Origin of the sequence: Phyllobacterium sp. YR531, from assembly GCF_000282595.1 — a bacterium.
Lineage (GTDB): Bacteria > Pseudomonadota > Alphaproteobacteria > Rhizobiales > Rhizobiaceae > Phyllobacterium.
Genome location: NZ_AKIZ01000022.1, coordinates 305,577 through 330,422 on the forward strand (window position 1 = coordinate 305,577; position 24,846 = coordinate 330,422).

Sequence of the window (24,846 nt, forward strand, 5' to 3'; positions counted from 1 at the left end):
TCAGTTTTCACGAAAAATATGAACGTTGGAAACAATCTTGACACCGCCGGTAGTGACCGTCGCAATCTCGGTTACTTCTAACGAGGCTCCGTTGCGCAAGGAAATGACGGCGCTTCCTTCACGCACCTTGCTGGCAGTGCGTGCATAGGCAAGCTGTTCGACGGTCAAGGTTTTCATCCGTTCGCTGAAACTGATCATGAATTTTTCAATAGTCGACAGCTGGACTTTCGCCAGCACCACAGGATCATTCACCTGTTTCCAGCTTAGCGTAACGGTTTGTTTTACTGGGTCGGTCGACTCCACCCGCCAATTTGATTTGACCGGAACAACGACGCCATTGACCACTTCTTCCTGCGAAAGTTCCCAGCTCTGGCCAACATCGTAGGTTGCGCCTTCACTGGATTGAGCGATAGCCAGATACATGGCCTCAGGAACTAGAGCCTCGATAACCGCCAGTGGGTTTTGCTCCAGCATCTGAACAATGCCTGCAAGCGCGCTGTCTGGCGATGGCTCGCCACCCGGTCCACTGGCTGCGGCCTTCTTTACATTTGCAAGGATCTTGTCTTTGTCTGGAAGATCAATCGGGTTCCCGTTCAGATCCGCTGCGATGGTCAGTTCTTCCACGCCATAGGCCGCTTGGGTTGCGCGGTACATGTGGTTCATTTCAAATGTACCGCTTATGTCTGGCGGCAAATCAGCACTCAGCTTCCATTCTTGTAGCATGCTCTCTGGCGACTTGGAGGCAATCGTGACGCTATGTCGGAAGTAACCATTGTTAGTTCGTTGTGCCGCAGGTTCATCAAACCACATCGTCATATCTGTCATTGCAGTTTTCTCTGAGCGATAGACCTGTTCGACACCAAGTTCCGGCGTATAGCCCGGAATGGTCACGCTTTCAGCGGAGGCAACGCCAATATTGGAAAGCAACATCATCACTATAACGGAAGACACCACAAAATGGTTTTTATTATCGCTCATTCGGATAAATTTCATCATGACCGCCAACGCTGGTTGCGATTGGACCCCACGGCTTGAATATGCCGCGGGGTCCAATCAAATCAATAACAGAATAGTCAGCGCATCACGATGCCCCCAGTTCCTCCAATGCTTCGAGTACCAGCTGGGAGGCGAGGGTGCTGCTATGCTGCTGCTGTCCGGTGATAAGCCGTCCATCGCGGACTGCAAAAGGTGCGTTGGGCGCTGCGCTGAGGAAGCGTGTTCCGGGAATGGATTTGGCCTCACTCTCGATAGTGTATTCGTTTACTTTGATGCCGAAGGCACTGTTGATTTCGTCTTCTTCCTTATCGGAAAAGCCTGTCCAGCTTTTGCCCTCACACAGCAGTTTTCCATTGGAAAGACGAGCCCAAAGCAGAAGCGCAGATCCGTGGCATACCAATGCCACAACCTTTCCCTGTTCGTAAAAGTCAGCAACAAGCTGGTGCAGGCGCTTGTCGTCTTTGAACGTGATCAGTGGTGCGCCGCCGCCCGCAACCCAGATGGCATCATAGTCAGCTGCGGATTTGTCGTGGGCGGCTGGTGTATCTTTCAGCAGTTCGCCAAATTTTGCGTGGTGAACAAAACCGAGGCTGACCAGATCATCGGCATAGGGGCTATTTGGATTTCGCGGATCGCTATGGGCATCGAAGATCACTTCTCCACCAAAGGGAGAGGAAAGTTCAACATCGTGTTTGGCGTGCTTGAATGCATAAAATGCGGCGGTCATTTCTTCGGCAAAAAAGCCAACCTTGCCGCCGTGTAAAGTTGCCGGGTTGGAAACGACCATAAGAATGCGGCGAGGCGTATAATTGTGCCCGGTTCTTGTCTCGATGCTCAAATCTGCTGATCCCATCATGTATCTCCGTGCGTGAGGTAGATGTGTTGTGAGCAATACTTTTTCAGAATGTCTGTGCTTAAAATCGCTGACCCATGCAGTATGTCATCGCGCTTCGGGCCAGATAGCTTTTCAACTAATGCATGGACCGATGTGCCGGACAATCGCAATATTGGCTTCAACGATGTAAATGACGTAAACGTGAAGGTAAGTTGAAAATCGGAGCGGTGATATGGCTGAAGGATACAATGTGGCGCTGCTTATTGGCGCTTGCCTAAGCCTGATTGCGGCCTTGGCGCATCTTGCTGTCATCATTGGCGGGCCATCTTGGTATCGGCTGTTCGGGGCAGGAGAAAAGCTCGCCCGTGCCGCAGAGGCCGGGCAATTATATCCGGCAATTATCACCATATGCATTGCCGTCATGCTGTTGATCTGGTCAGCCTATGCGCTATCTGGCGCCGGGTTGATCCAGCCCTTCCCATTGCTGCGACCGGCACTGTGCCTTATCACCCTGATTTATCTTCTGCGCGGCATAGTTGGTCCTTTTGCACTTACGGGCACGGGAAGAAGCAGCCGTTTCGTCATAATCAGCTCTGTTATCTGTCTGGGTTTTGGTCTGGTTCATTTACTAGGGCTGATCCAGATGTGGGAAAGATTTGCCTGAAAGCAAAGATTCAGAGTTTGTATAACACTGCTATAGACAACGCTCTATAGCGATGTTATACAGATCTATGACGATACGTGACCAATTCATAGAAGAGGCATTATTACTGCTGGAAGAGGGCGGTCCGGAAGGATTGACCTCAAGAGCGGTTTGCACCCGCGTCGGTGTAAAGGCGCCGACGCTTTATCACCATTTCGGCGATCTTGGCGGACTACACGATGCTGCCGTATCTGCAGGCTTTGAGCGTTTTCTTGCACACAAGCAGAGCCAGAAGCCTTTTGCTGATCCCGGTGAAGACCTGCTTGCCGGGTGGGATAATTACATCGCTTTCGCCCGCGCGCATCCGAAGCTCTATAGGGCGATGGCTGCAAAATATGCGACAGGCCAGTCATTCCTTGCTGCACAGCAGAGCCGGGAAATACTCGATCGCAAGCTTGAGGCGCTGGCGGCCGCTGGTCGTCTCAATGTCCCACCGCTGGCTGCGGCGGAGATTACATGGTCGAGCGCTCATGCGGCAGCGACTTTGATTATTAGCCTTTACCCGAATGAACCAACGACTGCGGCGATAACTGCCCTTCGGGCCAGCGTCGAGCATCTGCTCCGGCCGGTAGTCTAAATGTACAGACATCAAGGACTCAAGAAATGCCTGAACCTATAAATTTGCCAGCAGAATTGATTGTTGTGACCGGCGCATCCAGCGGTATCGGCCGTGCCACGGCTCAGCGATTGGCCGCCGACGGTTTTCATGTTCTGGCTGGTGTTCGCAATACGGAAGATGCTGCAAAACTGGCCAGCAGGAATATCGAACCCGTAATCCTCGATATAACCGACGCTGATACATTGCGGGCGCTGGCCATTCGCGTTGCTGATGATGAAGGCGGCCGCCCCCTGAGGGCAGTGGTCAATAATGCCGGTATTGCGGTCAATGGGCCTGTCGAGTCAGTGCCACTTGATGAGTGGCGCCGTCAGTTTGAAGTTGGCGTTATCGGGCAGATCGCTGTCACTCAGGCCTTGATGCCGGCCCTGCTGGCAAAGGGCGGCCGCGTGATCAATATTGGTTCGCTCGGCAGCAAAGTGTCAATGCCGGGTTTTGGTCCATACTCGGCGGCAAAATTCGCCATGGAAGCGGTCAACGATGCGCTTCGCCGGGAAATGGCTCCATTCGGGCTTAGCGTCGTCATGATTACGCCGGGCGCAGTCAGCACCGGCATGACCGAACAGGGGCTCAAGACAATCCGTCGTCTTGCCCAGCTGATGACACGCGAACAGCACGGTCGTCATGATAAATTGATAGATGCGGTCGAGGCGCAGGTTGAGACATTCGCACGCGATGGTGTTAAACCGGAGGTGGCTGCCGCAGTGGTTTCGCGCGCCATCAGCGCCCGTACCCCCCGCACCCGCTATATGGTGGGCCGCGATGCCGCCGTCTTGGCGAGGATAGTACGGTTCATTCCGGCGCGGTTATTGGATCGCATGCTGCGGAGCCAGATGGGCCTCGCATGAAGAAACAGGGCTGATGGAGTTTCCGTTATTGTGAGAGACGCCCCGGCTGTTCAACCGGGGCGATTACCAATTATGGGCACTCCGGAAGTGAAAGAAGGTTGTCATTCCACTTTCCATCCGCGTAAGTCCGAAGGTACTTTCCATTCGTACCGTTGACGACGCCGATGTTCCCACGATTGCCGTTTACCAATGTGTAAAAGGTGTTGTTTTTATTTTCGATGGATTCAATAACAGCAGCCCTGGTCCACTTCCAATTGTTGGCAGCATTCCCTAGATGAGTGATGCCTTCGTGGTCACTGTTTCGGTCTTTCTTATTAATGCACGCTACATGGACATCCGCCATTGTAGTAATCCTTTTTGCTTCGAGAGCAAAAGCTAGAGAGCTGCCTTCAGATGCAAACACATTACGAAATACGTGACATCTTAGGCAAACACCCTTAGGGTGTTAACCAGGCGGCAGCTTTTGCGGGAGGCCGCCTGGCTAGGATCATTTCGAAGCTACTTTTTGGGCGGCTTTGGTTTGATCGTTTCAACTACGTGAGTACTGGGCTTGTTTCGCGCCGTCGTAACCGTCGTGAAACGCCCAGTACTTGCGTTCCTTCCTACCTTACTCATTTGTGTCACCTCCTTTCTCTTCTTCTGTTCAATGAACCATATTACATTATATGGTGGACAATGTTATCGCAAACACTAAATGTAGTGTTATGTGGGGGATTTTTCTGAGTCAAATTTTATCACGATTCGTTCTCATTGCAGAAATATGCACTTTACCTCTCCTAACCAGTTGATTTTAAAGTTCAAATTTAGTTGTAATTTTGAACTTTTTCTAAAGGTGGTTTACACAGAGACGTTAAGAAATGGTTATATTTCTGCTGAATAGATGTGGATAGTATGTGGATAAGTTGTATAAATTTAATGGTTTTGGATAGGGAGTTTATAATGGTTTTAATGGAAACTGTAGTTCCCCGATAACAGCCTTTAACTGCACATCTCATAGTAACTGACAAAGGAATATTCTGGGTTCTGTTCATTTGTTCCCTTGAACACAACTTGACTCGTTTATTGCGCCGGGAAATTGTCCCTTGAATAAATTCCAAAAATCTCCTTGCAATTACTAGACGACTGGTCTATTATTAGTCTATGAGCAAGATTGATACACGAGCAGTTTTGATTGACGAAGGCCTGAAGGCGCTTATGTCCCATGGCTATGAGGGTGCTGGCATCGGCCCGATCCTCAAGTCTGCGGGCGTGCCAAAGGGTTCGTTCTATCATTTCTTCGAAAGCAAGGAGGAGTTCGCCTCGGCGGTTCTCTCCACCTATTGCGGTAACAATCAGAAGGTGCGCACGCGCCTTCTGCACGAAGATAAATCGAAGCCGCCCTTGCAGCGTTTGCGGGACTATTTCGATTATTACGAGGGAGTCTACAGCAGCGGTGATCCTGCTGCCTGTGCCTGCCTGCTGGGCAATCTGGCCCAGTCCATTGCGGCGCATAGCGAGGTGCTCCAGCGGGAGTTACATCGTTCATTCACTGCATGGCAGGAGGATTTCAAGGTAGTGTTGCGCGAGGCGCGCGACGCTGGAGATTTGCCGGAACATCTTGATCCGGACGAGACCGCCGCTTTCCTGATCGATGCCTATGAAGGCGCTCTAGTCAGGATGAAGGCGGATGGAAGTATCAAACCACTGCAGCGGTTCCGGTCGATGACACTGGATGGTCTGCTGAAGAATAAATCATAGGAGCATTTATTATGGCTTATGCAGAGACGACTGGTCTACTAGAAATTGACCGCAACTACCGTTCCGGCCGCCGCTATTCATTCAGGAATGCGGGTGGCGCAGGATTGCTGGAGCGTTTCATCGGCAGGGTGCGTGCTACTTTCGCTTCCGGGAGTGCTGTCAGCCCTGAAGATGCTCCGCTCGCACGCTTGAGCGATCGGATGCTTGAAGATATCGGTTTGACGAGAGCCGAGGCGATAGAGCTGGATAAGCGGGCAAGGTTAGTGCAGTGATTTTGCAATTGAATAGTGCCAAGACCGTAGTGTTCAGGGCGACTGCGTTGAAACTGAAGAACTGGCAGACGGCCAGTTGGCGAGCGCTTGTTCGCCAACTGCTGTCAACATTTCGCGGCTGAAGCCCGCTTTGGCTTGTACGGCTATGCCATGAAGCACAGCCATCAGAAATGCAGCAAGTGTATCTGGATTGGCAGTTGAAGGCAGGTCTCCATCGGTCTTCGCCTGTTCAAATCGCTCACGAATCTGCCGTTCACCAGCCGCGCGGGCATCTATCAATGCCAATCGCACGGATTCTGCTTCGTCCGACCCGGCGAGAACCCCGTTGATGCCAAGACATCCCGTGTGTTCGGGGTAGCGTGTGTTCAACTCAATAGCATTGTGAAGAATGTATGCAGCAACGTCACGCGCTGTAGGAAGCAGAAGCGCCTCTGGAAGATAGTCCAGATAGCGGTCGTAATAGCGAGCCAGAGCCAGGCGGAAGAGCGCCTCTTTATTGCCAAATGCTGAATAGAGCGCTGGCCGCTCAACGCCAGTGGCTTCTGTCAGATCTGCGTAGGAAGCGCCTTCATAGCCCTTGCGCCAGAAAACGCATAGGGCGGAATCCAGTGCTTTTTCTACGTCGAACTCGCGATGGCGACCCATCATTTCACCTCAGATATTTTCGTAACGACCATTATTAAACCACTTGACAGCTGCTGTCTACATTTCATAACAATCGTTATCGTAATGATCATTACGGAAAAATAGCGTTGTCACATATTGAAGTGACAGCGCTCCAATAAGCGTTGAAAGGATTCCCATGTCTGACACATTGAAGGGTAAGGTTGCCCTAATTACCGGCGGCTCGCGCGGGTTAGGTGCTGCTGCTGCTGAGGCATTAGCCGATCAGGGCGCTGATGTGGCCATCAGTTATGTAGCGTCAGCGGAAAAGGCCGAAGCGGTGGTCGAGAAGCTCAAGGCGAAGGGTGTTCGTGCAATTGCGATCCAGAGCGATCAGGCTGACACGGCGGGCGCAAAGCCACTTGTCGACAAAGTGATGCAATATTTCGGCAAGCTAGACATACTCGTCAACAATGCAGCAATTGCTGTGCAAGGCAAAACTGTCGACGATCCAGATCTCGATACAGTTAATCTTGATCGCCAGTGGCAGGTCAATGTCATGGGTGTGGTAGCGACAACCCGCGCTGCCGCACAGGTACTGACGGATGGCGGGCGGATCATCTTCATTGGTTCGCTTTTAGGCAGTCGCGTTCCGTTCACCGGCGTTGCCGACTATTCGGGAACAAAAGCGGCGCTTGCCGGGTATGCGAGGGGCGTAGCCCGCGATCTTGGCGGACGCAATATCACGGTCAATATCGTCCAGCCCGGCATCATGCCAACCGACATGGCTGCAGAGGCTGCCGATAAACTGCCCGATGCGGTGATGGATCTGCATCCTATCCGCCGCATCGCCACGCTTGAAGAAGTGTCGGCCACCATTTGTTTTTTGGCGGGTCCGCATGGTGGCTATATCACCGGCGGTATCATTGACATATCAGGCGGTCTGCAAGTCTGATTGGAGCCTATGATATTTAAGCGTCGGATGGCTGTTGCGCCTGTTCGCGCAGTCGTCCGACCAGTCTTTCGACAGCGGAATATTGCGGACCGGGGCGTGTAACTATGTGGAAACGTTCACGGTTTTCAACTGTTGCCGGGTGAACCGGCACCAGCCCCAGCATATTGGAAAATTCAGTACCATATGGCTTTCGCAACAGGGCAATGCCCATGCCCGATGCTGCGGCCCGCAGGGCGAGATCATAGCCCGGAAAGATGCGGTCTTTTCCCTCAGCCTTATGGATCAGGTTTTGACCCTCCAGCCAGATTCGCCACCCCATCTGCGATGCATCGTGAATAAGCGGATATTGCAGTAAATCCCGGGCATCCGGACTTGGACCGAGATCGTCAGCGATACGTTGGCATGCGACCGGTTGCAGCATTTCATCAAACAATGGTTCAGAAACCGCATTCGGCCACCCACCCTGACCCAGCCTGATAGCTATCCTTGCATCGGAAAGGGTCATATGCCGGTGGTCGATCTCCAGTTCGATCCTCAGATCGGGCGGAAATCCTTCAAGTGTTGGAAGCTTTGGTACCAGCCAGAGACGCGCAAAGGACTGTACGACGCTCACACGGATCACATCAAGCTGGTGATCAGCCCGGTTGATGCCCTGGCTGTCCTGCAGCATCGCCATCGCAAGTTCAATGCGTGCGGTAAAGCGTTCTCCATCCAGTGTCAGCCGAACACCTCTTCCATGGCGCTCGAAAAGACGGATGCCAGACCAAAGTTCGGTTGCGCTTACGCGCCTGCTTACAGCGCCGTGGGTGATGCCGAGGGCATTGGCTGCTGACGAAAACGAGCCTAATCGTGCAGCCAGCAAAACCGCTTCCAAAGCTTCCAGCGGGGGTAAAGGGCTGCTGTGCGTCATACGCACATCTGAATGTAGATTGCCATTCTATGTCAACAGATGTTTGTGTGTCACACATCTTGCATGGAAAAAATCAGCACAAACTCATCCGCGACCATGCTTCTTCCGGCCCTCGCCATCGCGGGAACCGTTTTCACATGGTCTTCGTCATTTGCGGCAATCGGCTACGCTCTTCGCGAGATCGCGCCGCTGCCCCTTGCATCAATCCGCTTTGCCATAGCGGCTGTCTTCGCACTTGCGTGGATAGCATGGCGTAGACCACGCAGCTTTCTCCCGCGGGACTATTTCACACTGGCTCTTTGCGGCCTTCTCGGTATCGCGGGATATAATGTTTTCCTCAATTCCGGTCAGGCGACCGTTTCTGCTGGCGCTGCCGGTTTTATCGTCAATACGCAGCCGATCTTCATGGTGCTGATCGCCGTGCTTTTTCTAAAGGAAAAATTCAGCCGCTGGAGCTGGGTAGGCACCTTGCTCGGATTTGCTGGCGTCGCCGTCATCGCCGCCGGGCAACCGGGAGGCTTGGCATTCGGTACAGGGTCAACATTGATTGTGCTGGCGGCTGCCTGTGCTGCAGTCTATTCGGCATTGCAACGGCCCGTGTGTACCAGAGCAAAGCCACTTGATGTTACTGCATATGTCATAATTGCCGGAGCCATCGCGCTGATGCCATGGCTGCCTGCCGGAGTATCACAAGCGGTGAATGCGCGTCCGGATACGTGGCTTATGGTTCTGTTTCTGGCAATAGGGCCGGGGATCATCGGTCAGAGTTGCTGGACCTATGCCTTAAAAAACTTCGGTGCGGCAAGGGCTGGGCAGTTCCTCTATCTGATCCCCACCTGCTCGATTGGAATAGCATGGCTGTTGCTGGGCGAAATCCCGCAGGGCAATACGATAATCGGCGGTGTATTGGCGCTTGGCGGTGTGATTGTTGTAAACAGCTGGGGTCGTCGTTGACGGGCGAGCAGTTGATGATGCGTACCAGGAAAACCAGTTTCACCGGAAGGGTCGGGGATACTGGCCTCCGCCTCAAGCTCCGCACTGATTTATCAATTCGACGATCATGACGGCAAGCGCGAAGCCCAGAGCGACGACAGTCAGATATCGTATCGGACATGAGTGACAGTGCCACGCTGCCTCATCATCATCGCTCAGATCATCGTAAATTGGGATATCGTTCATGCGCGACTTCCCTCCATCAAGCACCGGGAAGACTATCCGCGGCAGAAAGGTATCGTTCACCGCTATCGGGCAAAATCGCCACGATAAGTTTGCCTGCGTTCTCCGGCCTGATTGCGAGTTTGGTTGCCGCCCAGAGAATTGCGCCCGATGATGTGCCGGCAAAGATGCCTTCTTCTGCCGCCAGTGCTGACGCTGTTCTTTTGGCGTCACTTGTCTCCAATGCGATCACTTCATCAACAACGGATGCATCGTAGTTGCGTGGAAGCTGTTCCGGTTCAGCATCGGTAACCTTATGCACGCCATCGATTTCTTCGGGGTAGGGGTTATCCTCAGTGGGCAATGAGCCTTCGCCGGGTTCCGCAACTACAATTTGTACGGAGCTCTTCTTGGATTTGAGAAAACGCCCAATACCGGAAACGGAACCTCCAGTACCCACGCCGGAGACAAAGATGTCCACCTACCCATCGGTATCGCGCCATATCTCGGGACCTGTGGTTTCAAAGTGCGTCTTCGGATTCTCGGGGTTGGCGAGTTGGTCGGCAAAGAAAGCCTCAGGGTTTTCTTCCTGGATCAGCGCCGAGATTTTCTCCAGAGCTGCCGGGTCGAGAAAGAACTCATTTTTCACGATCACCACTTCGGCACCATAGCTGCGCAGGATGGTTACTTTGGTAGGGCTGATATTATCGCTTACGTAGAATTTGGAGCGATAACCTCGCGAAGCAGCAATTGCGGCGAGGCTTATTCCGGTATTGCCGCTGGTGACATCGACAATAAGGTCACCGGGTTTGAGTTTGTTCGCCGCTTCGGCAGCACGCAATATGGCGAGAGCGGCGCGGTCCTTAACGCTGCCGGTTGGGTTGAGATATTCTACCTTGGCAATGACACGCGCCAGCAATCCACGATTTTTACTATAGCGGTGAAGCTCGATAAGCGGCGTATTCCCCGTGAGTTCAGAGAAGTGGTCATAGATCTTTGCCAAATGAATATTCCTTCAAGCTTCGATATGACGAGGATAGTTTTGATTGGAAGGATCACAACGCAGGCAGTTCCTTCGAACCGGCAAAGGTCGCGATAATTGTTTCAAAGATCAGCGCTTACCCGCAGCCATTTTCTACAGAGGTCATTTACGGTTCGATGGGGATGGAAGGCGCGGAAGTGCGTCTAGCAGTTTGCGCGTGTATTCCGACCGGGGAGCATCAAATATGTGCTGACGCTGCCGCTTCATATCGAGGCTTTTTCGGCAAGTGCAGAACGTTAACTCTCATTTTCGGGTGCCGTTGCCGGACGCAGTTTTATCCAGACCAGAGTTGCGGCATAGCCTGTCATCAGAAGCGTTATGATGATGATCGCACCGTGTCCGCCTGCGGTTTCTAGGGTTGCACCGGAGATCATTGGACCAATGACGCTGCCGAATGTATAGGCGGAAGCGACCATAGCCATGCCTATGCCTGAAAGGGATGACGGCAGCGTAGACCCTGCTTCAATGACGGCGAGAGTATTGAGACCGCCGATGCAGCCACCCCAGAAAAACAGCGAAACGAGTATTATCCCGGGAACGCCGATTGCCGTAATAAGAAGCAACGCGCCTGCAATAATCACGCTGATGCACAATGCCTGCGCTGCCCGGAACCCGTATTTGTCCGCGATCCAGCCGATTGGAACCTGCAGGAGTGTTCCGCCGAGCCCGAAGACACTCAAGGCAATCAATGCATTGTACTGCGGATAATCGAAGGAAATCAGATAGAGCGGCAGCAGAGACACCATGGATGTTTCAATATATCCGGCGGCAATTGTGGCAATCAAAGCCAGTGCCAGAAGCCGGACCAGTCTAGTCAGATGCTTTGTATGACTCACATCCTCTTCGGGTTTTTCGACAGACGATCCGAAACTGAAGGCTATTACAGAAAGGATGAGCAGGGCCGCATAGCCATAGAGTGAAGTCTGCTCATTGCCGGATGCAAAGATCAACAGAACCGGACCGACCGCGATGCCAAGTCCCATAAGCGTCTCGTGAATGCCGATTGCCCGGCCGCGTGTACCTTCAGGGCTGGCATGTACGATCCACGTATCGCAAGCGACCCAGCGGATTGTCAGTCCAAATCCCATCAAGAGTGACGACAGAACGAGGGCAGGCAGTGCATGGGAAACTGCAGCAAAGATGAGGGACAATATCGATATGGCGCTGCCTAGCTGACTGGCAAACTTCACACCGGTGCGCTTGAGGATGTAGGGTGTTGCGTGCGCGGCAAACAGCACGACGACCCATTGAAAAGAAAGAACTGTTCCGATCAGCCAGCCGGAATAGTTGATCTTGTCGAGGAGGAGTGCGAGCATAGTCGGATAGCCGCCCACTTGAACGATCTGCGCAAACAACGACCCCGCATTGATCCAGGCTATGCCGCTTTTATCTATTCGCGTCGGGATGGCGTCTGTTTCTGCGCTGCTCATGCAAGCTTCCTCAATGACAGCAAAATTGCGATCCGGTGTGCATGTTAAGCTTTGCCGTATGGTGTGCCAGCGTGGCTATTATTATTGGCGGACACATCGGGAATTATTTTCCTGAATTCGGCGCCGGTTGAGCAAGGGCCCTCTCAGCCTGACGGGCGGAACTATTTTTGGAAGGCCAGATCGTCAGCTAATAGCCAGTAATGCCGCACCGGCAGCGCTCAGTGGTATGACGTTTACATCGTCCTTTAGCGGAAACGTCTCGCTGCCGGGATAGACCACAATGCGCCGTGCGGGCTGGAGATCTTCGCATGCCTGATAGAAGCCGCGCTCCAGCTTTGGGCTGAGGCTGCGTTTGATTTCGATTGCCCAGAGATTCTGACCGGGAAGCGTGAGCAGCAGGTCGATCTCGGCTCCGACCGCAGTCCGGTAAAAATTCGCCTGCGTGCCATGCGGCGCGGCAGCCAGCAGGGTTTCAATGACAAAGCTTTCCCAGCTTGCACCCGCCACCGGATGACCCAGAATATCTTCAAGAGTGCTGAGGCCGAGAAGTGCATGGGTAAGGCCACTGTCGCGCACATAGACGCGCGGGGATTTCACCAGCCGCTTGCCCATATTTGCATGCCAGGGTTCAAGCCTGCGCACCAGCAACAGGTCAACCAGCAGATCAAGATAGGACGCTACCGTTTTGCCATCGACGCCAAGCGCGCGGGCAAAGTCCGCAGCGTTGAGCAGGCTGGATTGATGGTGGGCCAGCATGGTCCAGAAGCGCCGCAAGGTTTCTGCCGGAATGCGTGGTCCAAGCAGGGGAATATCACGCTCCAGATAGGTGCGGATGAAATCCTGCCGCCAGCGCTGGCTTGCGCGGTCGCTTGCCGCCAGAAAACTGTCCGGAAAACCGCCGCGCACCCACAATCTGTTCATATCCTGCGGTGGAACTTCCAGCCCGTCTATCGGCTGCATTTCCAGATAGGCGATACGGCCTGCAAGTGTCTCGCCCGATTGTTTCAGCAGGTCGATGGAGGCGGAGCCAAGAAGCAGAAAACGCCCCGTCTTGCGGCCATTGCGTCTGCCGCGATCAATTAGCCCGCGCAGGTTCTGAAACAGGTTTGGCAGGCGATGCACCTCGTCGAGGATAACCAACCTGTCTTCGTGTTCGGCAAGATATAGCTCCGGCTCGGCAAGCTTTGCCCTGTCCGCGTCGGATTCCAGATCAAGATAGATTGAAGGGCGCTGCTCCGCGACTTCCAGCGCAAGCGTAGTTTTGCCCACCTGCCTTGGCCCGATCAGGGCAACAGCAGGAGAAGTATCCAGAAGTTCGAAGAGTTCAGCAGTGATGCGACGCTCAATCATCCTTGTAATTATGGAGTGTAATTCCATAAATGCAAGGATAAACTGCTTGTTTTTGGCTTAAAAGAAGAATGATTGATTAGTAGAGTCAGCAATACGGGCAATTGCTGGCATAATCCCTGCACTTCATGGAGTCCAGTTGATAGCCGGCCACTCCTGTGTTGTTTCCGCTTGTACGGGTCGCTCAAGATATGTCGACAGGACCACATAGCTTCGTGTCGCCTTGACGCCGGGGGCGGCATAGAGCTGTGCCAAGAGATGCTCCAAGGCCTGCGTTCCGCTGGTGCGCACTTTCAGCAGCATGCAGGCATCGCCCGCGACCGAATGTATCTCTTCCACTTCAGGATATTGGCGGATTGCCAGGAAAGCCGGTGTCTTCCCCCAGCCTGCCGTATCAACATGGACAAAGGCCAGCAGCGGCTTGTCCACGCTGACTGGATCTATCAAGGTCGAGACAGTTTTGATCGCGCCGCGCTGGCGAAGGCGCTTGACGCGTTCATGGGCCGCAGGAGCAGAAAGCCCGACTCTCTTGCCAAGTTCAGTGTAGCTCAGCGTCGCATCCTCGACCAATTGGCCTAACAGCTTTCGGTCCATCGGGTCGGCGGCAGGTGCCCGGTTGCTGTCCTGCGGAATGCCATCTGTTTTTTTCATGCTTTTACATTCCTCTATTGAGACTGAATATCATTAGGTTATTCTAACTTCATGCAGAATAATATAAAGCAAAAAAATAAATCCTTGACATCACCCTTCCCATTGATCGTGTGGATGCTGACGGGATGTATCGGGCTAATCGGCTCAAACTCGCTTGCGTTGGGACCGATTGCCCCGACTATTGCCGCCAGTTTCGGCTCCGAAGTTCAACAGGTCATGCTGGCGTCTGCCGCTTTCGGGCTGGGTACCGCTCTCGGCGCACTTGCTTTGGGGCAGGTGATTGACCGGGTCGGCCCACGCAGAACGCTGGCCTATGTCATGTTGATCATGGCTTTAGGCTTTTTCGGCTGCGGCATTGCAAATGGCGCAATGGTTCTCGTTGCATCACAATTTCTCGTGGGCCTGTCGGCAGGCGTCGCCCTGCCTGCCATCTATACGCTGGCGGCAGTCGTTGCATTGCCCGGGCATGAAGGACGGACGATCGGCGTGGTTCTGACCGGCTGGACGATAAGCATGGTGGCTGGTGTACCGCTTTCGACGCTGATTGCCGATGGTTTCGGCTGGCGTATGTTTTATTTCACGATTGCAGTTGCGGCACTTGCTGCAGGTGCGGGCATGTTGCTCAATGGGCGGAAACAGGAGGAGCGCGCAGGGTCAGCAGCGGGTAGCCCGATTACAGCCTTGGCGATCAAGGGAGTCTTGCCGCTACTGGCCGCTTGCGCATGCTTCATGGCCGCTTTTTATGGCGTCTATGCCTATGTGGGCAATCATTTGCATATCAATCTTGGCTATCCCGTTCGGGCCAATGGGCTGGCAGCAGTGTTCTATGGTCTCGGTTTTGGCAGTGCGGTTTTTCTGGACCGCCATATGGATGCGCATAGTGGTCGCCGTATTCTGCTGCCTGTACTCTTTCTCGCCGTCGCACTGGTCTTTGTCCTGATGGCGCTTTTGTCCGGCAGCTATATCGGCATGCTTGTGGTAATGGCGATCTGGGGCCTTGCCAACCATTTCGGGCTGAATGTGCTCATCATGCGCCTGACCGCGCTTGAACCAACGCAACGCGGGGCAATCATGGGCCTGAACAGTGCTGTGACATATCTTGCCCTGTTTGCGGGAACCATTGCAATGGGCAAGGTCTATGCGGCGGAGGGCTTCATTTCCCTTGCCCTTTGCGGTGCTGTGCTCAGCCTGTTGGCGTGCGCCTTTGCCCTGTTTGCTGTCAGGGCAAAGACAGTACAGAGGGCTTCGGCCTGAGAGGCTTCAGCCCAGCTCACTCCGCCATGGCGGGTTGGCTCCGGCACGGGAAACCGTAACAGCTGCTGCCTTCGCGCCAAGTGTAAGCGCGGCGCTGATCTGCGCTGCTGTCAGTGATGGCAGCGCTTCTTTTGATAACAGTCCGGCTTCCTGCAGGGAGGCCAGCACACCTGCCGTGAAAGTATCGCCTGCACCGACAGTATCGACAACCTCAACCCGCTGCGCATCGACATGCACAGTCTGATCCTGCGTATAGCCGGTCACGCCATCGGCGCCATGAGTTACGAGGATCAGTTTTGGTCCCTGTTCGCCTGCCGGGACAATCCAGCGCTTTGCGATCTCAGGGATTGTGCCAGCTTCGCCGAACCAACGCAGATCCTCGTCCGAAATCTTGACGATATCAGTCATGGCAATCATGCGGCGCATACGGGCAAGGTGTTTTTCCTTGTCTTGTATAAAGCCGGGGCGGATATTCGGATCAAGCACGATCACGCGCTTTTCATGTTCGCGCGCCATCAGTGCTTCGTAGGTTGCACCGCATGGCTCGGGGATCAGGCTGATCGCTCCGAATTGCACTGTGGTGACATTATCGTCCAGTACCGGCAGATGATCCGTTGTCAGGGAGCGTCCCGCACTGTTCTCATCGTAGAAAATATAACTCGCCTGTCCGTCAACGAGGCGCACAAACGCAAGCGTTGTCGGCTGCGGTGAAATATGCGCATAGCGCGTACCAACATGGTTTTGCGCCAGGCTGTCCCGCAACATCTGGCCGAAGAAATCGGAAGAAATTCCCGAAAAGAATTCGGTCGGCACACCAAGCCGTCCAAGGGCGATTGCCGTATTGAAAACAGCGCCGCCGACATAGGGTGCAAAGGCAGCTTCTCCGGCACCGGTCTGGCGCGGCAGCATGTCGATCAGGGCTTCACCACAACATAAAATCATCGAATATCTCTCTGGAGTCAGGACTTATCAGGATAGATCACACCCTTGCGGATGATGATATTGGCATAAAGTCGGAGTTCACCTGTCGCAACGATTGTGTGAGCCCTTTTGATACGCGCATAAAGCGCATCACCATCAAGCGCAACCAGCTCAAACCCCGGCGCGCGTTTGGCGCAGATTGCCTGCATTTCGTCATGGACAGGATCGGCACGGGCAGGATCACCCATTACAGAAGCGCGAAACAGCGCCTGCGGTACAAATCTATCGACCGGCAGCACCTGCAGGATTGCGTCGAGCAGCGGGATTAGCCGTAGTCCGTCGGCACGGATCAGGCGGCGAGCATCTTCCTGCGCAGGGTAATTGCCATCGACGAGTGCGATCTCGTCGCCATGTCCCATGGCGCGCAACGTGGCCAACAGTTCCGGCCCCAGCATGGGGGGAATTCCAATCAGCATTTCTAGATTTCTTTCCTGAAGAGCTTTTGTCCCAGAAGGAAGCGGTCAGCCAGCGGCAGGCTTGCGGCTCCCAGTGAGCGGGCGTGAATGCCGACAGTTCCTGCAAGAATGGCGGGAAGCGCAATTCCTTCCAGCCGGAATGTCCCTATATGCTTCTGGACGGATTCCACCACGCGAGCGCGGACATCTTCCGGCATCCAGCCATCGATGATGGCGGCCTCGAAATCGACAACCGACGCCGATGCCACAACCGCCTGCGCTATGGCCTTTCCTGCCGTATCGATCCATTCGTCGAGTTCCGGACCCATCGGGCCCCAATCATAAGGCGAAGCCCATAGCGGGGAGGGGTCGCGGCCAAGTGCGGTGACGACCTTTTCCAATCCGGTGATCGACGCCATATCGATCAGCTGCCGTGTTTTGCCGTCCGTGCCGGTAACAGGCATCGAGCCCAAGGCGCCCGCATTGCCGCTGCGTCCGGGATAAAGGCTGCCATTGATGACAATGCCGCCACCGATGAAGGAGCCAATATAAAAATAGACGAAATCATTCAGGTCCTTGGTTTGACCGAAGACCAGTTCTGCACCGCAGGCAGCGCTCATGTCGTTCTGCAGATAGGCCGGGAATGGACAAAGCTCCTGAACGCGCGCACGGATATCGCAGTCGCGCCACTGATCCAGAACTTCCTGCGGCGCGCCAATCGTATCGGCCCATTTCCACAGTTCGAAGGGCGCTGCAATTCCGATGCCGGCGATCTTTTCGCGCTGCTTTGGTGTCAGTTCGGCCATCATCTCATTCATGCCATCTGCCGCTATGCGGAAGATGGGCTCAGGCGCAAGGTAATCATAGGGGACATGCCGCATGGAGCGGATGCGACCGACGAAATCGATCAGCACAAGATCGGCGCTGCGCCGTCCGATCTTGAAACCGAAGAAGAATGCACCTTCAGGATTGAGCGCCATCGGGATCATCGGCTGGCCGATACGGCCGCGCAAGGGCTCTTCGCGGATCAGCAACTCGTCGGCTTCAAGCATGCGCATGATGATCGAGCTTGTCTGTGCCGAAAGCCCGCTCATGCGTGCAATAGCTGTCTTGGCAAGGCTGCCATGCTGACGCAACAACGAAAGCACCACACGCTCATTGTGATCGCGCATGCCGCTCTGGTTCGTACCGTGATGATGCGACGGCCTTGCAGCAGCACTTCGCTCCGATACTCGAATGCTCAACGAATTCCTCCCGATTTCAAATTGACAATGAAGCCGCTACTGTCTCATGTCAATATTAAATCACAGTGATTTATTAATGTTGACAGGCTGCGGAGAGTGGTATTTGCTTATGCGAGCACTTGGCCGGGAGGATAACTGTCCGAGGTGTTTGGAGAATTAACCAAGAGACCGGTGGAACATCGGCTCAACGCGGACGCGCATGTGCTTGCCGCGCTACAGGAGGAAGTTGCATGGCTAGAAATCTGTATTTGAAATCCACTGTTTTCGGAGCTGCTGCGGTCGCTCTGGCTGCTTTTGCCGCTCCAGCGCAGGCCGCGGATGTCAGCGCGTGCCTGATCACCAAGACAGACACCAACCCGTTCTTCGTCAAGATGAAGGAAGGTGCACAAGCTAAGGCCAAGGAACTCGGCGTTGAGCTGAAATCCTATGCCGGCAAGATTGATGGCGATAGTGAAAGCCAGGTTGCAGCCATTGAAACCTGCATTGCCGATGGCGCCAAAGGCATCCTGATCACCGCTTCCGATACGGCAGGTATTGTTTCGTCGGTCAAGCAGGCACGCGATGCCGGTCTTCTGGTTATCGCTCTCGATACCCCGCTCGATCCGGTCGATGCTGCTGATGCCACCTTTGCGACAGATAACCTTCTGGCCGGTGAGTTGATCGGCAAGTGGGCCGCTGGCACTCTTGGCGACAAGGCCAAGGACGCGAAGATTGCATTCCTCGACCTGACACCATCACAGCCATCGGTCGACGTTCTGCGCGATCAGGGCTTCATGAAGGGCTTTGGCATTGACGTCGTGGACATCAACAAGATTGGCGATGAAACAGACCCGCGCATCGTTGGTCACGATATTACCAACGGCAATGAAGAAGGCGGCCGCAAGGCAATGGAAAGCCTTCTGCAGAAAGACCCGAGCATCAATGTCGTGCACACGATCAACGAGCCTGCTGCTGCCGGTGCTTACGAAGCACTGAAAGCTGTCGGCAAGGAAAAGGATGTCTTGATTGTCTCCATCGACGGCGGTTGCCCGGGCGTGAAGAATGTTGAGGCTGGTGTTATCGGCGCAACCTCGCAGCAGTACCCGCTGGCCATGGCTGCTCTCGGCATCGAGGCGATCAAGAAGTTCGCTGATAGCGGCGAAAAGCCAAAGCCAACCGAAGGCAAAGCCTTCTTTGACACCGGCGTTTCACTCGTCACCGACAAGCCGGTTTCAGGTGTTGAATCCATCAGCGTCAAGGATGGTCTGGCCAAGTGCTGGGGCTGATTTAGAGCGAAGACATTAAAAGTGATGGCGCCTATCTCCCCCCTTGTGGGGGAGAAAGGGTTTTCCTGAGTTTAGCCTCTTTGCTAAACTCTTGGAAAATCCAAGAGAGGGGATCTTCAAGCATATCAGAGGTCCCCCCTCTCTTGCGATTTCTAGCACTTAGCCAAGAAGCTAAGATGCTGAAATCGCTTTCTCTCCCGCAAGGGGAGAGATAAGGCGGCATCCGAAACGGATTATCCTTCCGGAGGTCACATTATGACAGACACAGAGCGAACGCCGCATAAAAGCCAGGAGTTCGAGAGCGTGCTGACGCAGAGCGCGTCGACCGTTGCCAGTTTTGACAGCGACGATAAAAGCACGCTGGAAAAGATACGCCATTTCCTGCATTCAAGTCCCGCCGCAGTTCCGCTGATCGTTCTGTTCCTGTCCTTGCTGATCTTCGCCGTTCTCGTCGGTTCGAAGTTCTTCACGCCGTTCGCCCTGACGCTGATCCTGCAGCAGGTGGCGATTGTCGGCATTGTCGGCGCGGCGCAAACCCTCGTCATCCTTACCGCCGGTATCGATCTTTCCGTCGGCGCGATCATGGTTCTGACCTCGGTGGTCATGGGCCAGTTTACGTTCCGCTACGGATTGCCGGTGGAGGTGGCAGTTGCCTGCGGTCTGGCGCTTGGTGCCTTCTGCGGCTTCATCAATGGTGTGCTGGTTTCCTATGTGAAGCTGCCGCCATTTATCGTCACGCTCGGCACATGGCAGATATTCCTTGCCACGACCTATATCTATTCCAACAATGAGACGATCCGTGCGCAGGAGATTGAGCAAAGTGCGCCGCTGCTGCAGTTCTTTGGCCAGAAGATCAATCTGGGCGGAGGGGCGCTGTTCACTTATGGCGTTTTCGCCATGATCCTGCTGATCGCGCTTCTATGGTACGTGCTCAACTATACCGCGTGGGGGCGACATCTCTATGCCATTGGTGATGATCCGGAGGCGGCGCAGCTTTCCGGTGTTCGCACCAAGCGTGTATTGATCTCCGTCTATGTACTGGCAGGCCTCATCTGTGGCTTGGCAGGCTGGGCGCAGATTGGCCGTAATGGTTCGGTCTCTCCGCAGATCGGCCAGTTTGCCAATATTGAATCCATCACGGCTGTGGTCATCGGCGGCATGTCGCTGTTCGGTGGGCGCGGCTCCATTCTCGGTATGCTCTTCGGGGCGCTCATCGTCGGCGTCTTCTCCTTCGGTATGCGCATGTACGGCACGGATGTGCAGTGGACCTATATGATGATCGGTGTCCTGATCATTGCCGCTGTTGCAGTCGACCAATGGATCAGAAAGGCGGCAAGCTGATGAGTATGACACAAACTTCCGCAGCCCCGCTTTTGACCGCACGCGGTCTTGTCAAGCGCTATGGCCGCGTCACGGCGCTCGACCATGCTGATTTCGACCTTTACCCCGGTGAGGTACTCGCCGTTATTGGCGACAATGGTGCCGGAAAATCCTCGCTGATCAAGGCGATTTCCGGCGCTGTTCATCCTGACGAGGGCGAGATTAAACTGGATGGCAAGGTCATCAATTTCCGCTCGCCAATGGAAGCACGCGATGCGGGTATCGAGACGGTCTATCAGAACCTTGCCTTATCTCCGGCGCTTTCGATTGCTGACAACATGTTTCTTGGCCGCGAGCTTCGCAAACCCGGGATTGCGGGAAGCCTGTTCCGCATGCTCGATCGCAAGGCAATGGAAAAGATGGCGCGCGACAAGCTTACCGAGCTTGGACTCATGACCATCCAGAATATCAGCCAGACGGTGGAAACACTTTCGGGCGGTCAGCGTCAGGGTGTTGCCGTGGCCCGTGCAGCGGCATTCGGTTCGAAAGTCATCATCATGGATGAGCCAACGGCAGCGCTCGGCGTCAAGGAATCACGCCGCGTTCTCGAACTCATTCAGGACGTAAAAAAACGCGGCCTACCGATTGTGCTGATCTCGCATAATATGCCACATGTTTTCGAAGTGGCAGACCGTATCCACATCCACCGGCTGGGAAAACGCCTTACCGTGATCGACCCGAAGGAATATACGATGTCGGATGCTGTCGCCTTTATGACCGGAGCGAAAACACCTCCGGCACAGGCAAACTGAGCGAGAACAAGTGGACGAAAAACGATCATGCCGATTGTCTCTCCCCTTGCGGGAAAGATAATCGGCAACTACCAATTAAACCATTGCAGTTACAAGGATATTTTTGAGAATGAAGCGTTCCGAAATCAATGCGATTATCCGCGAGAGTGACAAGTTCATCCGCTCGTTCGGCTATGTCATGCCGCCCTTCGCCTACTGGTCGCCGGAAGAGTTGAAGGCGCGCACGTCGAGCGATGCCAAGGCTATTCTGGATGCGCGTCTCGGCTGGGACATTACCGATTATGGTCAGGGCAAGTTCGATGAACTCGGATTGTTTCTCTTCACCACCCGCAATGGCAATCAGGAAGACCTGAAAAAGGGCGGCGGCATGCTTTATGCCGAAAAAATCATGATCAGCCGCGAGAAGCAGCTGTCGCCAATGCACCGCCATATCGTCAAGGCGGAAGACATCATCAATCGTGGTGGTGGCACGCTGGTGCTGGAGCTGTTCAATTCGAAGGAAGACGGCAGCGTCGACGAAAACACAGAGGTTGAAGTTGCCACCGATGGCCGCATTGTTCGCCAGAAGGCTGGCGGCCTGCTCAAGCTGCAGCCGGGCGAAAGCGTTACCCTGCTGCCGGGTAACTGGCACGCATTCTGGGGCGAAGGCGGCGATGTGCTGATCGGTGAAGTGTCGACAGTCAATGACGACCTGACTGACAATATCTTCCGCGAGCCGATTGGCCGTTTCTCCAACATCGAGGAAGATGAAGCGCCACTACATCTTCTCGTTTCCGACTACGACAAATGGCTGGCCTGATCACTTTGGACCGCGGGCAGGAAGTAACCGTCGACGAACTCGTTGCGGTCATTCTTGCCCGGGCAACCGATAGCAAGCGGCTTGTCGTGGCCATTGCCGGCCCTCCGGGTGCCGGCAAGTCTACCGTTGCCGCCTCGCTTTGCTCGGCCATCAACGAGCGCGATCCGGCAGCAGCCGTCGTCGTGCCGATGGATGGCTTTCATCTCGACAATGCCATTCTTGATGCAAGAGACATGCGCAAACGCAAAGGTTCTCCACCCACCTTTGACTGCGAAGGCTTCGAGGTCATGTTGAAGCGTTTGCGGGCTGGCGGCGAGGATATTGTCATTCCGCTTTTTGACCGCAAGCTGGATCTGGCGCGTGCTGGGGCAGATATCGTCAAGGCGGATCAGCACATCCTGCTGGTAGAGGGCAATTATCTGCTGCTCGATCAGTCGCCATGGAACCGGCTGGAGCCATTGTTCGATCTGACAGTGTTTCTCGATGTTGATCGCCTCGAACTGGAAAACCGTCTGGTGCAACGCTGGCTGGGCTTTGGCTATAATGTCGGCTCGGCACAGATAAGGGCGCTGTCCAACGATATGCCAAATGCCGATCTGGTGCTTGAACACTCCCGTCCGGCAGATTTTATCGTCAAGAACTGAGCTTCGGGCTTGCGTTGCGCAGTGCCGCGCCATAGCACTATCGCGGTAAATCGGTGCGCGGGGGTGCAAGCGTGAATCTCAAGAGTATTTTTCTGACCTTCAGCCTGCTGTTGGCGGTTTCATCGGGCAGCTATGCCGATGAAGCTCAGACAGCATATGAAAATAAAGATTACGCGACTGCATTGAAGCTTTGGCAGCCGCTTGCCGATAAGGGTGATCCGGTTGCGCAGTACGGCATCGGAAGTATCTATCTTAACGGCTATACTGGTGAAGAGGACTATGCCAAGGCCCGCGACCTCTTGAACAAATCGGCGGATCAGAATTATGCACGCGCGCAAAATGCCATAGGCGACATGTATCGCATGGGGCTTGGCACGGAAGAAGATGCAGCCGAGTCTGCAATCTGGTACCGCAAAGCGGCAGAGCAGGGGCTGGCACGCGCACAGCGCAATCTCGGATTTCTCTACTCCAACGGCATAGGCGTTGATGAAGACGATGCACAGGCCCTTATCTGGCTAACCAAAGGAGCCGATCAGGGCGACGATCAGGCGCAATATTACCTCGGCAATGTCTATTCCAATGGTTTCGGTGTGGAAGTGGACAAGGCAGCGGCTGCCGCCCTCTACCGCAAATCGGCCGAACAGGGCAATGTGGACTCGCAGAACTATCTGGCACTGGCCTATGAGAACGGCGAAGGCGTCGAGCAGAGCGACAAGGACGCCGTTCTCTGGTACACAAAAGCCGCTGAACAGGGTGCCTATCTGTCTCAGATGAGCCTCGGCAATATGTATCTGGAAGGACGTGGTGGTTTACCGAAAGACCCGAAAAAGGCCGTCGAGCTTTACCAGCTCTCAGCCGATCAGGGTTACACGGTCGCGATGGATAATCTGGCCCTGCAATATGTCTCGGGCACCGGCGTTGAACAGGATTACAAGAAGGCCATGGAACTGTTTCAACTGGCTGCGGAACAGGGCTATGCTCCGGCCCAATATAATATCGGCGTTCTTTACAATTTGGGACAGGGTGTCAAAAAAGATATGAAGCAGGCCAGGTATTGGTGGCAGCTTGCGGCAGATCAGGGCAATGAGTCTGCCGTGGCGGCGCTTAAAGCCAATTGATATGCAAATGCGCGCGGCAGTGATGCTCGCGCGCATTTGGGAACAGACTGGGCAGCTCAGGCCTTGCTTACCTTGAAGAATGCCTGCTTGCCCTGCACGCCAGCGATGTTTGCCGAGTGGCCTTCCTTGGTGCAGAAGGCAATGGCCTCCATGTATCGCATGGCCAGAGGCTGCGTCAGGGCAGGGTTCGGGTTCATCAGGAACGGCACAGCTTTCCAGTTGTAGAAGCTGATCGCCATCATGTTATGGGTTTTGGGTATCAACGTCTTTGGGTCATCAAAGAGATTTTTGATGAAGTTGAATATGCCGATGGATTCCTTGCTCGGCGTCATCAGCGTACCCGTTGTTATGCCGACCGCCCCGGAAAACTGATCGATCCCCTCCGATTCATCCCAATAGGGGCCCTTGAAAATCGGCACACCGATTTCCCCGTCGATGACTTGCGTCCAAGGCGCGTTGCCGATGGATTCGCCCGTTGGTACGCGCTTGGCCGCTTCACTGACACTCTTGACCTTGAAGCCTTTCATCTTGACTGAAAGCACGCCGACACCGGCAGTTATGCCGACCGTGCCGCCGAGACCGCCGCCGGTGAATGTCTGTACCTCGCCGGTTTTCCGGTTGCGGAGCGGTAGAGTTATCTTGCCGATACTGACACCGAGCTTGGCAACCGGGGTGCTGACCGAGACACCATCTTCACTGGCGTCGGTGAGATTCCAGCCGGTGCGACTCTTCTCGATAGAGGCAGCATATTGCGAACTTGCTTCACGCTCCTGCAGGTACTTGTCCCGCTGTCTGTAAGCTTCTTGCATAAGGCCGGAGGCGGCAGCCGGTGAAAAACCGAAGTCGGAAGGTCCCATGATCTCTCCTACAATGTCAGATCTCAAGAATAGGTCTGGCAGGCGACAAATCTATGA

27 protein-coding genes and 1 pseudogene are annotated in these 24,846 nt (G+C 54.4%); 14 read left to right on the forward strand and 14 right to left on the reverse strand.

The features are described 5' to 3' along the window. Together PMI41_RS15020 and PMI41_RS15025 are read right to left on the reverse strand one after the other, a co-directional pair. Window positions 1-978: a hypothetical protein gene (locus PMI41_RS15020; RefSeq protein WP_052025907.1), complete on the reverse strand. Its 978-nt coding sequence runs from the start codon at window positions 976-978 to the stop codon at window positions 1-3. 103 nt (window positions 979-1,081) lie between these two features. After that, window positions 1,082-1,852 (reverse strand): type 1 glutamine amidotransferase domain-containing protein, encoded by a 771-nt coding sequence (locus tag PMI41_RS15025; protein WP_202949302.1) that lies wholly within the window; start codon window positions 1,850-1,852, stop codon window positions 1,082-1,084. A gap of 211 nt (window positions 1,853-2,063) precedes the next feature. On the opposite strand from PMI41_RS15025, the gene PMI41_RS15030 reads away from it, so the two are divergent. The 3 genes from PMI41_RS15030 (at window position 2,064) to PMI41_RS15040 (ending at window position 3,998) form a co-directional block, all read left to right on the forward strand. Next, the gene (locus tag PMI41_RS15030; protein ID WP_008126228.1) at window positions 2,064-2,495 is read left to right on the forward strand and encodes a hypothetical protein; all 432 of its coding nucleotides are present in this window, start codon (window positions 2,064-2,066) and stop codon (window positions 2,493-2,495) included. A gap of 67 nt (window positions 2,496-2,562) precedes the next feature. Next, entirely contained in the window at window positions 2,563-3,111 is a 549-nt protein-coding gene (locus PMI41_RS15035; RefSeq protein WP_008126230.1) for a TetR/AcrR family transcriptional regulator, read from the forward strand. A 26-nt stretch (window positions 3,112-3,137) separates the two neighbouring features. Beyond that, entirely contained in the window at window positions 3,138-3,998 is an 861-nt protein-coding gene (locus tag PMI41_RS15040) for an SDR family oxidoreductase (protein WP_008126232.1), read from the forward strand. 70 nt (window positions 3,999-4,068) lie between these two features. Here PMI41_RS15040 and PMI41_RS15045 read toward each other — a convergent pair whose 3' ends face one another. Continuing rightward, the gene (locus tag PMI41_RS15045) at window positions 4,069-4,341 is read right to left on the reverse strand and encodes a DUF3892 domain-containing protein (protein ID WP_008126234.1); all 273 of its coding nucleotides are present in this window, start codon (window positions 4,339-4,341) and stop codon (window positions 4,069-4,071) included. Window positions 4,342-5,138: 797 nt separating this feature from the next. On the opposite strand from PMI41_RS15045, the gene PMI41_RS15050 reads away from it, so the two are divergent. Further along, window positions 5,139-5,735, forward strand: a complete 597-nt coding sequence (locus PMI41_RS15050) for a TetR/AcrR family transcriptional regulator (RefSeq protein ID WP_008126236.1) — start codon at window positions 5,139-5,141, stop codon at window positions 5,733-5,735. 11 nt (window positions 5,736-5,746) lie between these two features. Further along, window positions 5,747-6,007 (forward strand): DUF1127 domain-containing protein, encoded by a 261-nt coding sequence (locus PMI41_RS15055; RefSeq protein ID WP_008126238.1) that lies wholly within the window; start codon window positions 5,747-5,749, stop codon window positions 6,005-6,007. Window positions 6,008-6,040: 33 nt separating this feature from the next. On the opposite strand, the gene PMI41_RS15060 is transcribed toward PMI41_RS15055, so the two are convergent. Continuing rightward, window positions 6,041-6,652: a TetR/AcrR family transcriptional regulator gene (locus PMI41_RS15060; protein WP_008126240.1), complete on the reverse strand. Its 612-nt coding sequence runs from the start codon at window positions 6,650-6,652 to the stop codon at window positions 6,041-6,043. A gap of 157 nt (window positions 6,653-6,809) precedes the next feature. On the opposite strand from PMI41_RS15060, the gene PMI41_RS15065 reads away from it, so the two are divergent. Beyond that, window positions 6,810-7,565, forward strand: a complete 756-nt coding sequence (locus PMI41_RS15065) for an SDR family oxidoreductase (protein ID WP_008126241.1) — start codon at window positions 6,810-6,812, stop codon at window positions 7,563-7,565. A 16-nt stretch (window positions 7,566-7,581) separates the two neighbouring features. Here PMI41_RS15065 and PMI41_RS15070 read toward each other — a convergent pair whose 3' ends face one another. After that, complete coding sequence (locus tag PMI41_RS15070; RefSeq protein WP_008126243.1) at window positions 7,582-8,475, reverse strand: LysR family transcriptional regulator; 894 nt, start codon at window positions 8,473-8,475, stop codon at window positions 7,582-7,584. 63 nt (window positions 8,476-8,538) lie between these two features. On the opposite strand from PMI41_RS15070, the gene PMI41_RS15075 reads away from it, so the two are divergent. Further along, complete coding sequence (locus tag PMI41_RS15075) at window positions 8,539-9,429, forward strand: DMT family transporter (RefSeq protein WP_040855023.1); 891 nt, start codon at window positions 8,539-8,541, stop codon at window positions 9,427-9,429. A 72-nt stretch (window positions 9,430-9,501) separates the two neighbouring features. Here PMI41_RS15075 and PMI41_RS25270 read toward each other — a convergent pair whose 3' ends face one another. The 5 genes and pseudogenes from PMI41_RS25270 to PMI41_RS15095 form a co-directional block, all read right to left on the reverse strand. Further along, window positions 9,502-9,654 carry a hypothetical protein gene (locus PMI41_RS25270; RefSeq protein ID WP_008126248.1) on the reverse strand — a complete coding sequence of 51 codons (153 nt, stop codon included), beginning with the start codon at window positions 9,652-9,654 and terminating at the stop codon, window positions 9,502-9,504. A 16-nt stretch (window positions 9,655-9,670) separates the two neighbouring features. Further along, window positions 9,671-10,633: pseudogene (locus PMI41_RS15080) on the reverse strand (cysteine synthase family protein). Between the two features lie 275 nt (window positions 10,634-10,908). Then, complete coding sequence (locus tag PMI41_RS15085) at window positions 10,909-12,102, reverse strand: MFS transporter (protein WP_008126253.1); 1,194 nt, start codon at window positions 12,100-12,102, stop codon at window positions 10,909-10,911. A gap of 183 nt (window positions 12,103-12,285) precedes the next feature. Then, window positions 12,286-13,452 (reverse strand): ATP-binding protein, encoded by a 1,167-nt coding sequence (locus tag PMI41_RS15090; RefSeq protein ID WP_040855025.1) that lies wholly within the window; start codon window positions 13,450-13,452, stop codon window positions 12,286-12,288. Window positions 13,453-13,575: 123 nt separating this feature from the next. Further along, window positions 13,576-14,100 carry an Lrp/AsnC family transcriptional regulator gene (locus PMI41_RS15095; RefSeq protein WP_008126258.1) on the reverse strand — a complete coding sequence of 175 codons (525 nt, stop codon included), beginning with the start codon at window positions 14,098-14,100 and terminating at the stop codon, window positions 13,576-13,578. Window positions 14,101-14,214: 114 nt separating this feature from the next. On the opposite strand from PMI41_RS15095, the gene PMI41_RS15100 reads away from it, so the two are divergent. Continuing rightward, on the forward strand, window positions 14,215-15,354 hold the full coding sequence (locus PMI41_RS15100; protein ID WP_244423956.1) for an MFS transporter: 1,140 nt from the start codon (window positions 14,215-14,217) through the stop codon (window positions 15,352-15,354). Window positions 15,355-15,360: 6 nt separating this feature from the next. Here the strand turns inward: PMI41_RS15100 and PMI41_RS15105 are convergent, their stop codons facing one another. Genes PMI41_RS15105 through PMI41_RS15115 form a run of 3 tightly spaced genes read right to left on the reverse strand, consistent with a single transcriptional unit; the run spans window position 15,361 to window position 17,902 of the window. Continuing rightward, complete coding sequence (locus PMI41_RS15105) at window positions 15,361-16,296, reverse strand: carbohydrate kinase (protein WP_008126262.1); 936 nt, start codon at window positions 16,294-16,296, stop codon at window positions 15,361-15,363. 17 nt (window positions 16,297-16,313) lie between these two features. Continuing rightward, a complete protein-coding gene (locus PMI41_RS15110; protein ID WP_040855028.1) occupies window positions 16,314-16,751 on the reverse strand; it encodes an RbsD/FucU domain-containing protein in 438 nt (145 codons plus the stop codon). Window positions 16,752-16,753: 2 nt separating this feature from the next. Beyond that, a complete protein-coding gene (locus tag PMI41_RS15115) occupies window positions 16,754-17,902 on the reverse strand; it encodes an ROK family protein (protein WP_081497147.1) in 1,149 nt (382 codons plus the stop codon). Window positions 17,903-18,222: 320 nt separating this feature from the next. Between PMI41_RS15115 and PMI41_RS15120 the strand changes: the two genes are divergently transcribed. The 6 genes from PMI41_RS15120 (at window position 18,223) to PMI41_RS15145 (ending at window position 23,932) form a co-directional block, all read left to right on the forward strand. Then, complete coding sequence (locus tag PMI41_RS15120; RefSeq protein ID WP_040855295.1) at window positions 18,223-19,239, forward strand: sugar ABC transporter substrate-binding protein; 1,017 nt, start codon at window positions 18,223-18,225, stop codon at window positions 19,237-19,239. A 255-nt stretch (window positions 19,240-19,494) separates the two neighbouring features. Then, window positions 19,495-20,580, forward strand: coding sequence for an ABC transporter permease (locus PMI41_RS15125; protein ID WP_008126270.1), 1,086 nt, complete (start codon window positions 19,495-19,497; stop codon window positions 20,578-20,580). Further along, window positions 20,556-21,371, forward strand: coding sequence for an ATP-binding cassette domain-containing protein (locus PMI41_RS15130; RefSeq protein WP_040855031.1), 816 nt, complete (start codon window positions 20,556-20,558; stop codon window positions 21,369-21,371). Before PMI41_RS15125 ends, PMI41_RS15130 begins: the two co-directional genes overlap by 25 nt. 109 nt (window positions 21,372-21,480) lie before the next feature. Next, window positions 21,481-22,170, forward strand: a complete 690-nt coding sequence (locus PMI41_RS15135; RefSeq protein WP_008126273.1) for a D-lyxose/D-mannose family sugar isomerase — start codon at window positions 21,481-21,483, stop codon at window positions 22,168-22,170. Further along, a complete protein-coding gene (locus tag PMI41_RS15140; protein WP_008126276.1) occupies window positions 22,158-22,814 on the forward strand; it encodes a nucleoside/nucleotide kinase family protein in 657 nt (218 codons plus the stop codon). The genes PMI41_RS15135 and PMI41_RS15140 overlap by 13 nt, the downstream gene beginning before the upstream one ends. A 71-nt stretch (window positions 22,815-22,885) precedes the next feature. Continuing rightward, on the forward strand, window positions 22,886-23,932 hold the full coding sequence (locus tag PMI41_RS15145) for an SEL1-like repeat protein (protein ID WP_008126278.1): 1,047 nt from the start codon (window positions 22,886-22,888) through the stop codon (window positions 23,930-23,932). 56 nt (window positions 23,933-23,988) lie between these two features. On the opposite strand, the gene PMI41_RS15150 is transcribed toward PMI41_RS15145, so the two are convergent. After that, complete coding sequence (locus PMI41_RS15150) at window positions 23,989-24,789, reverse strand: hypothetical protein (protein WP_008126280.1); 801 nt, start codon at window positions 24,787-24,789, stop codon at window positions 23,989-23,991. Between the last annotated feature and the right edge of the window lie 57 nt (window positions 24,790-24,846).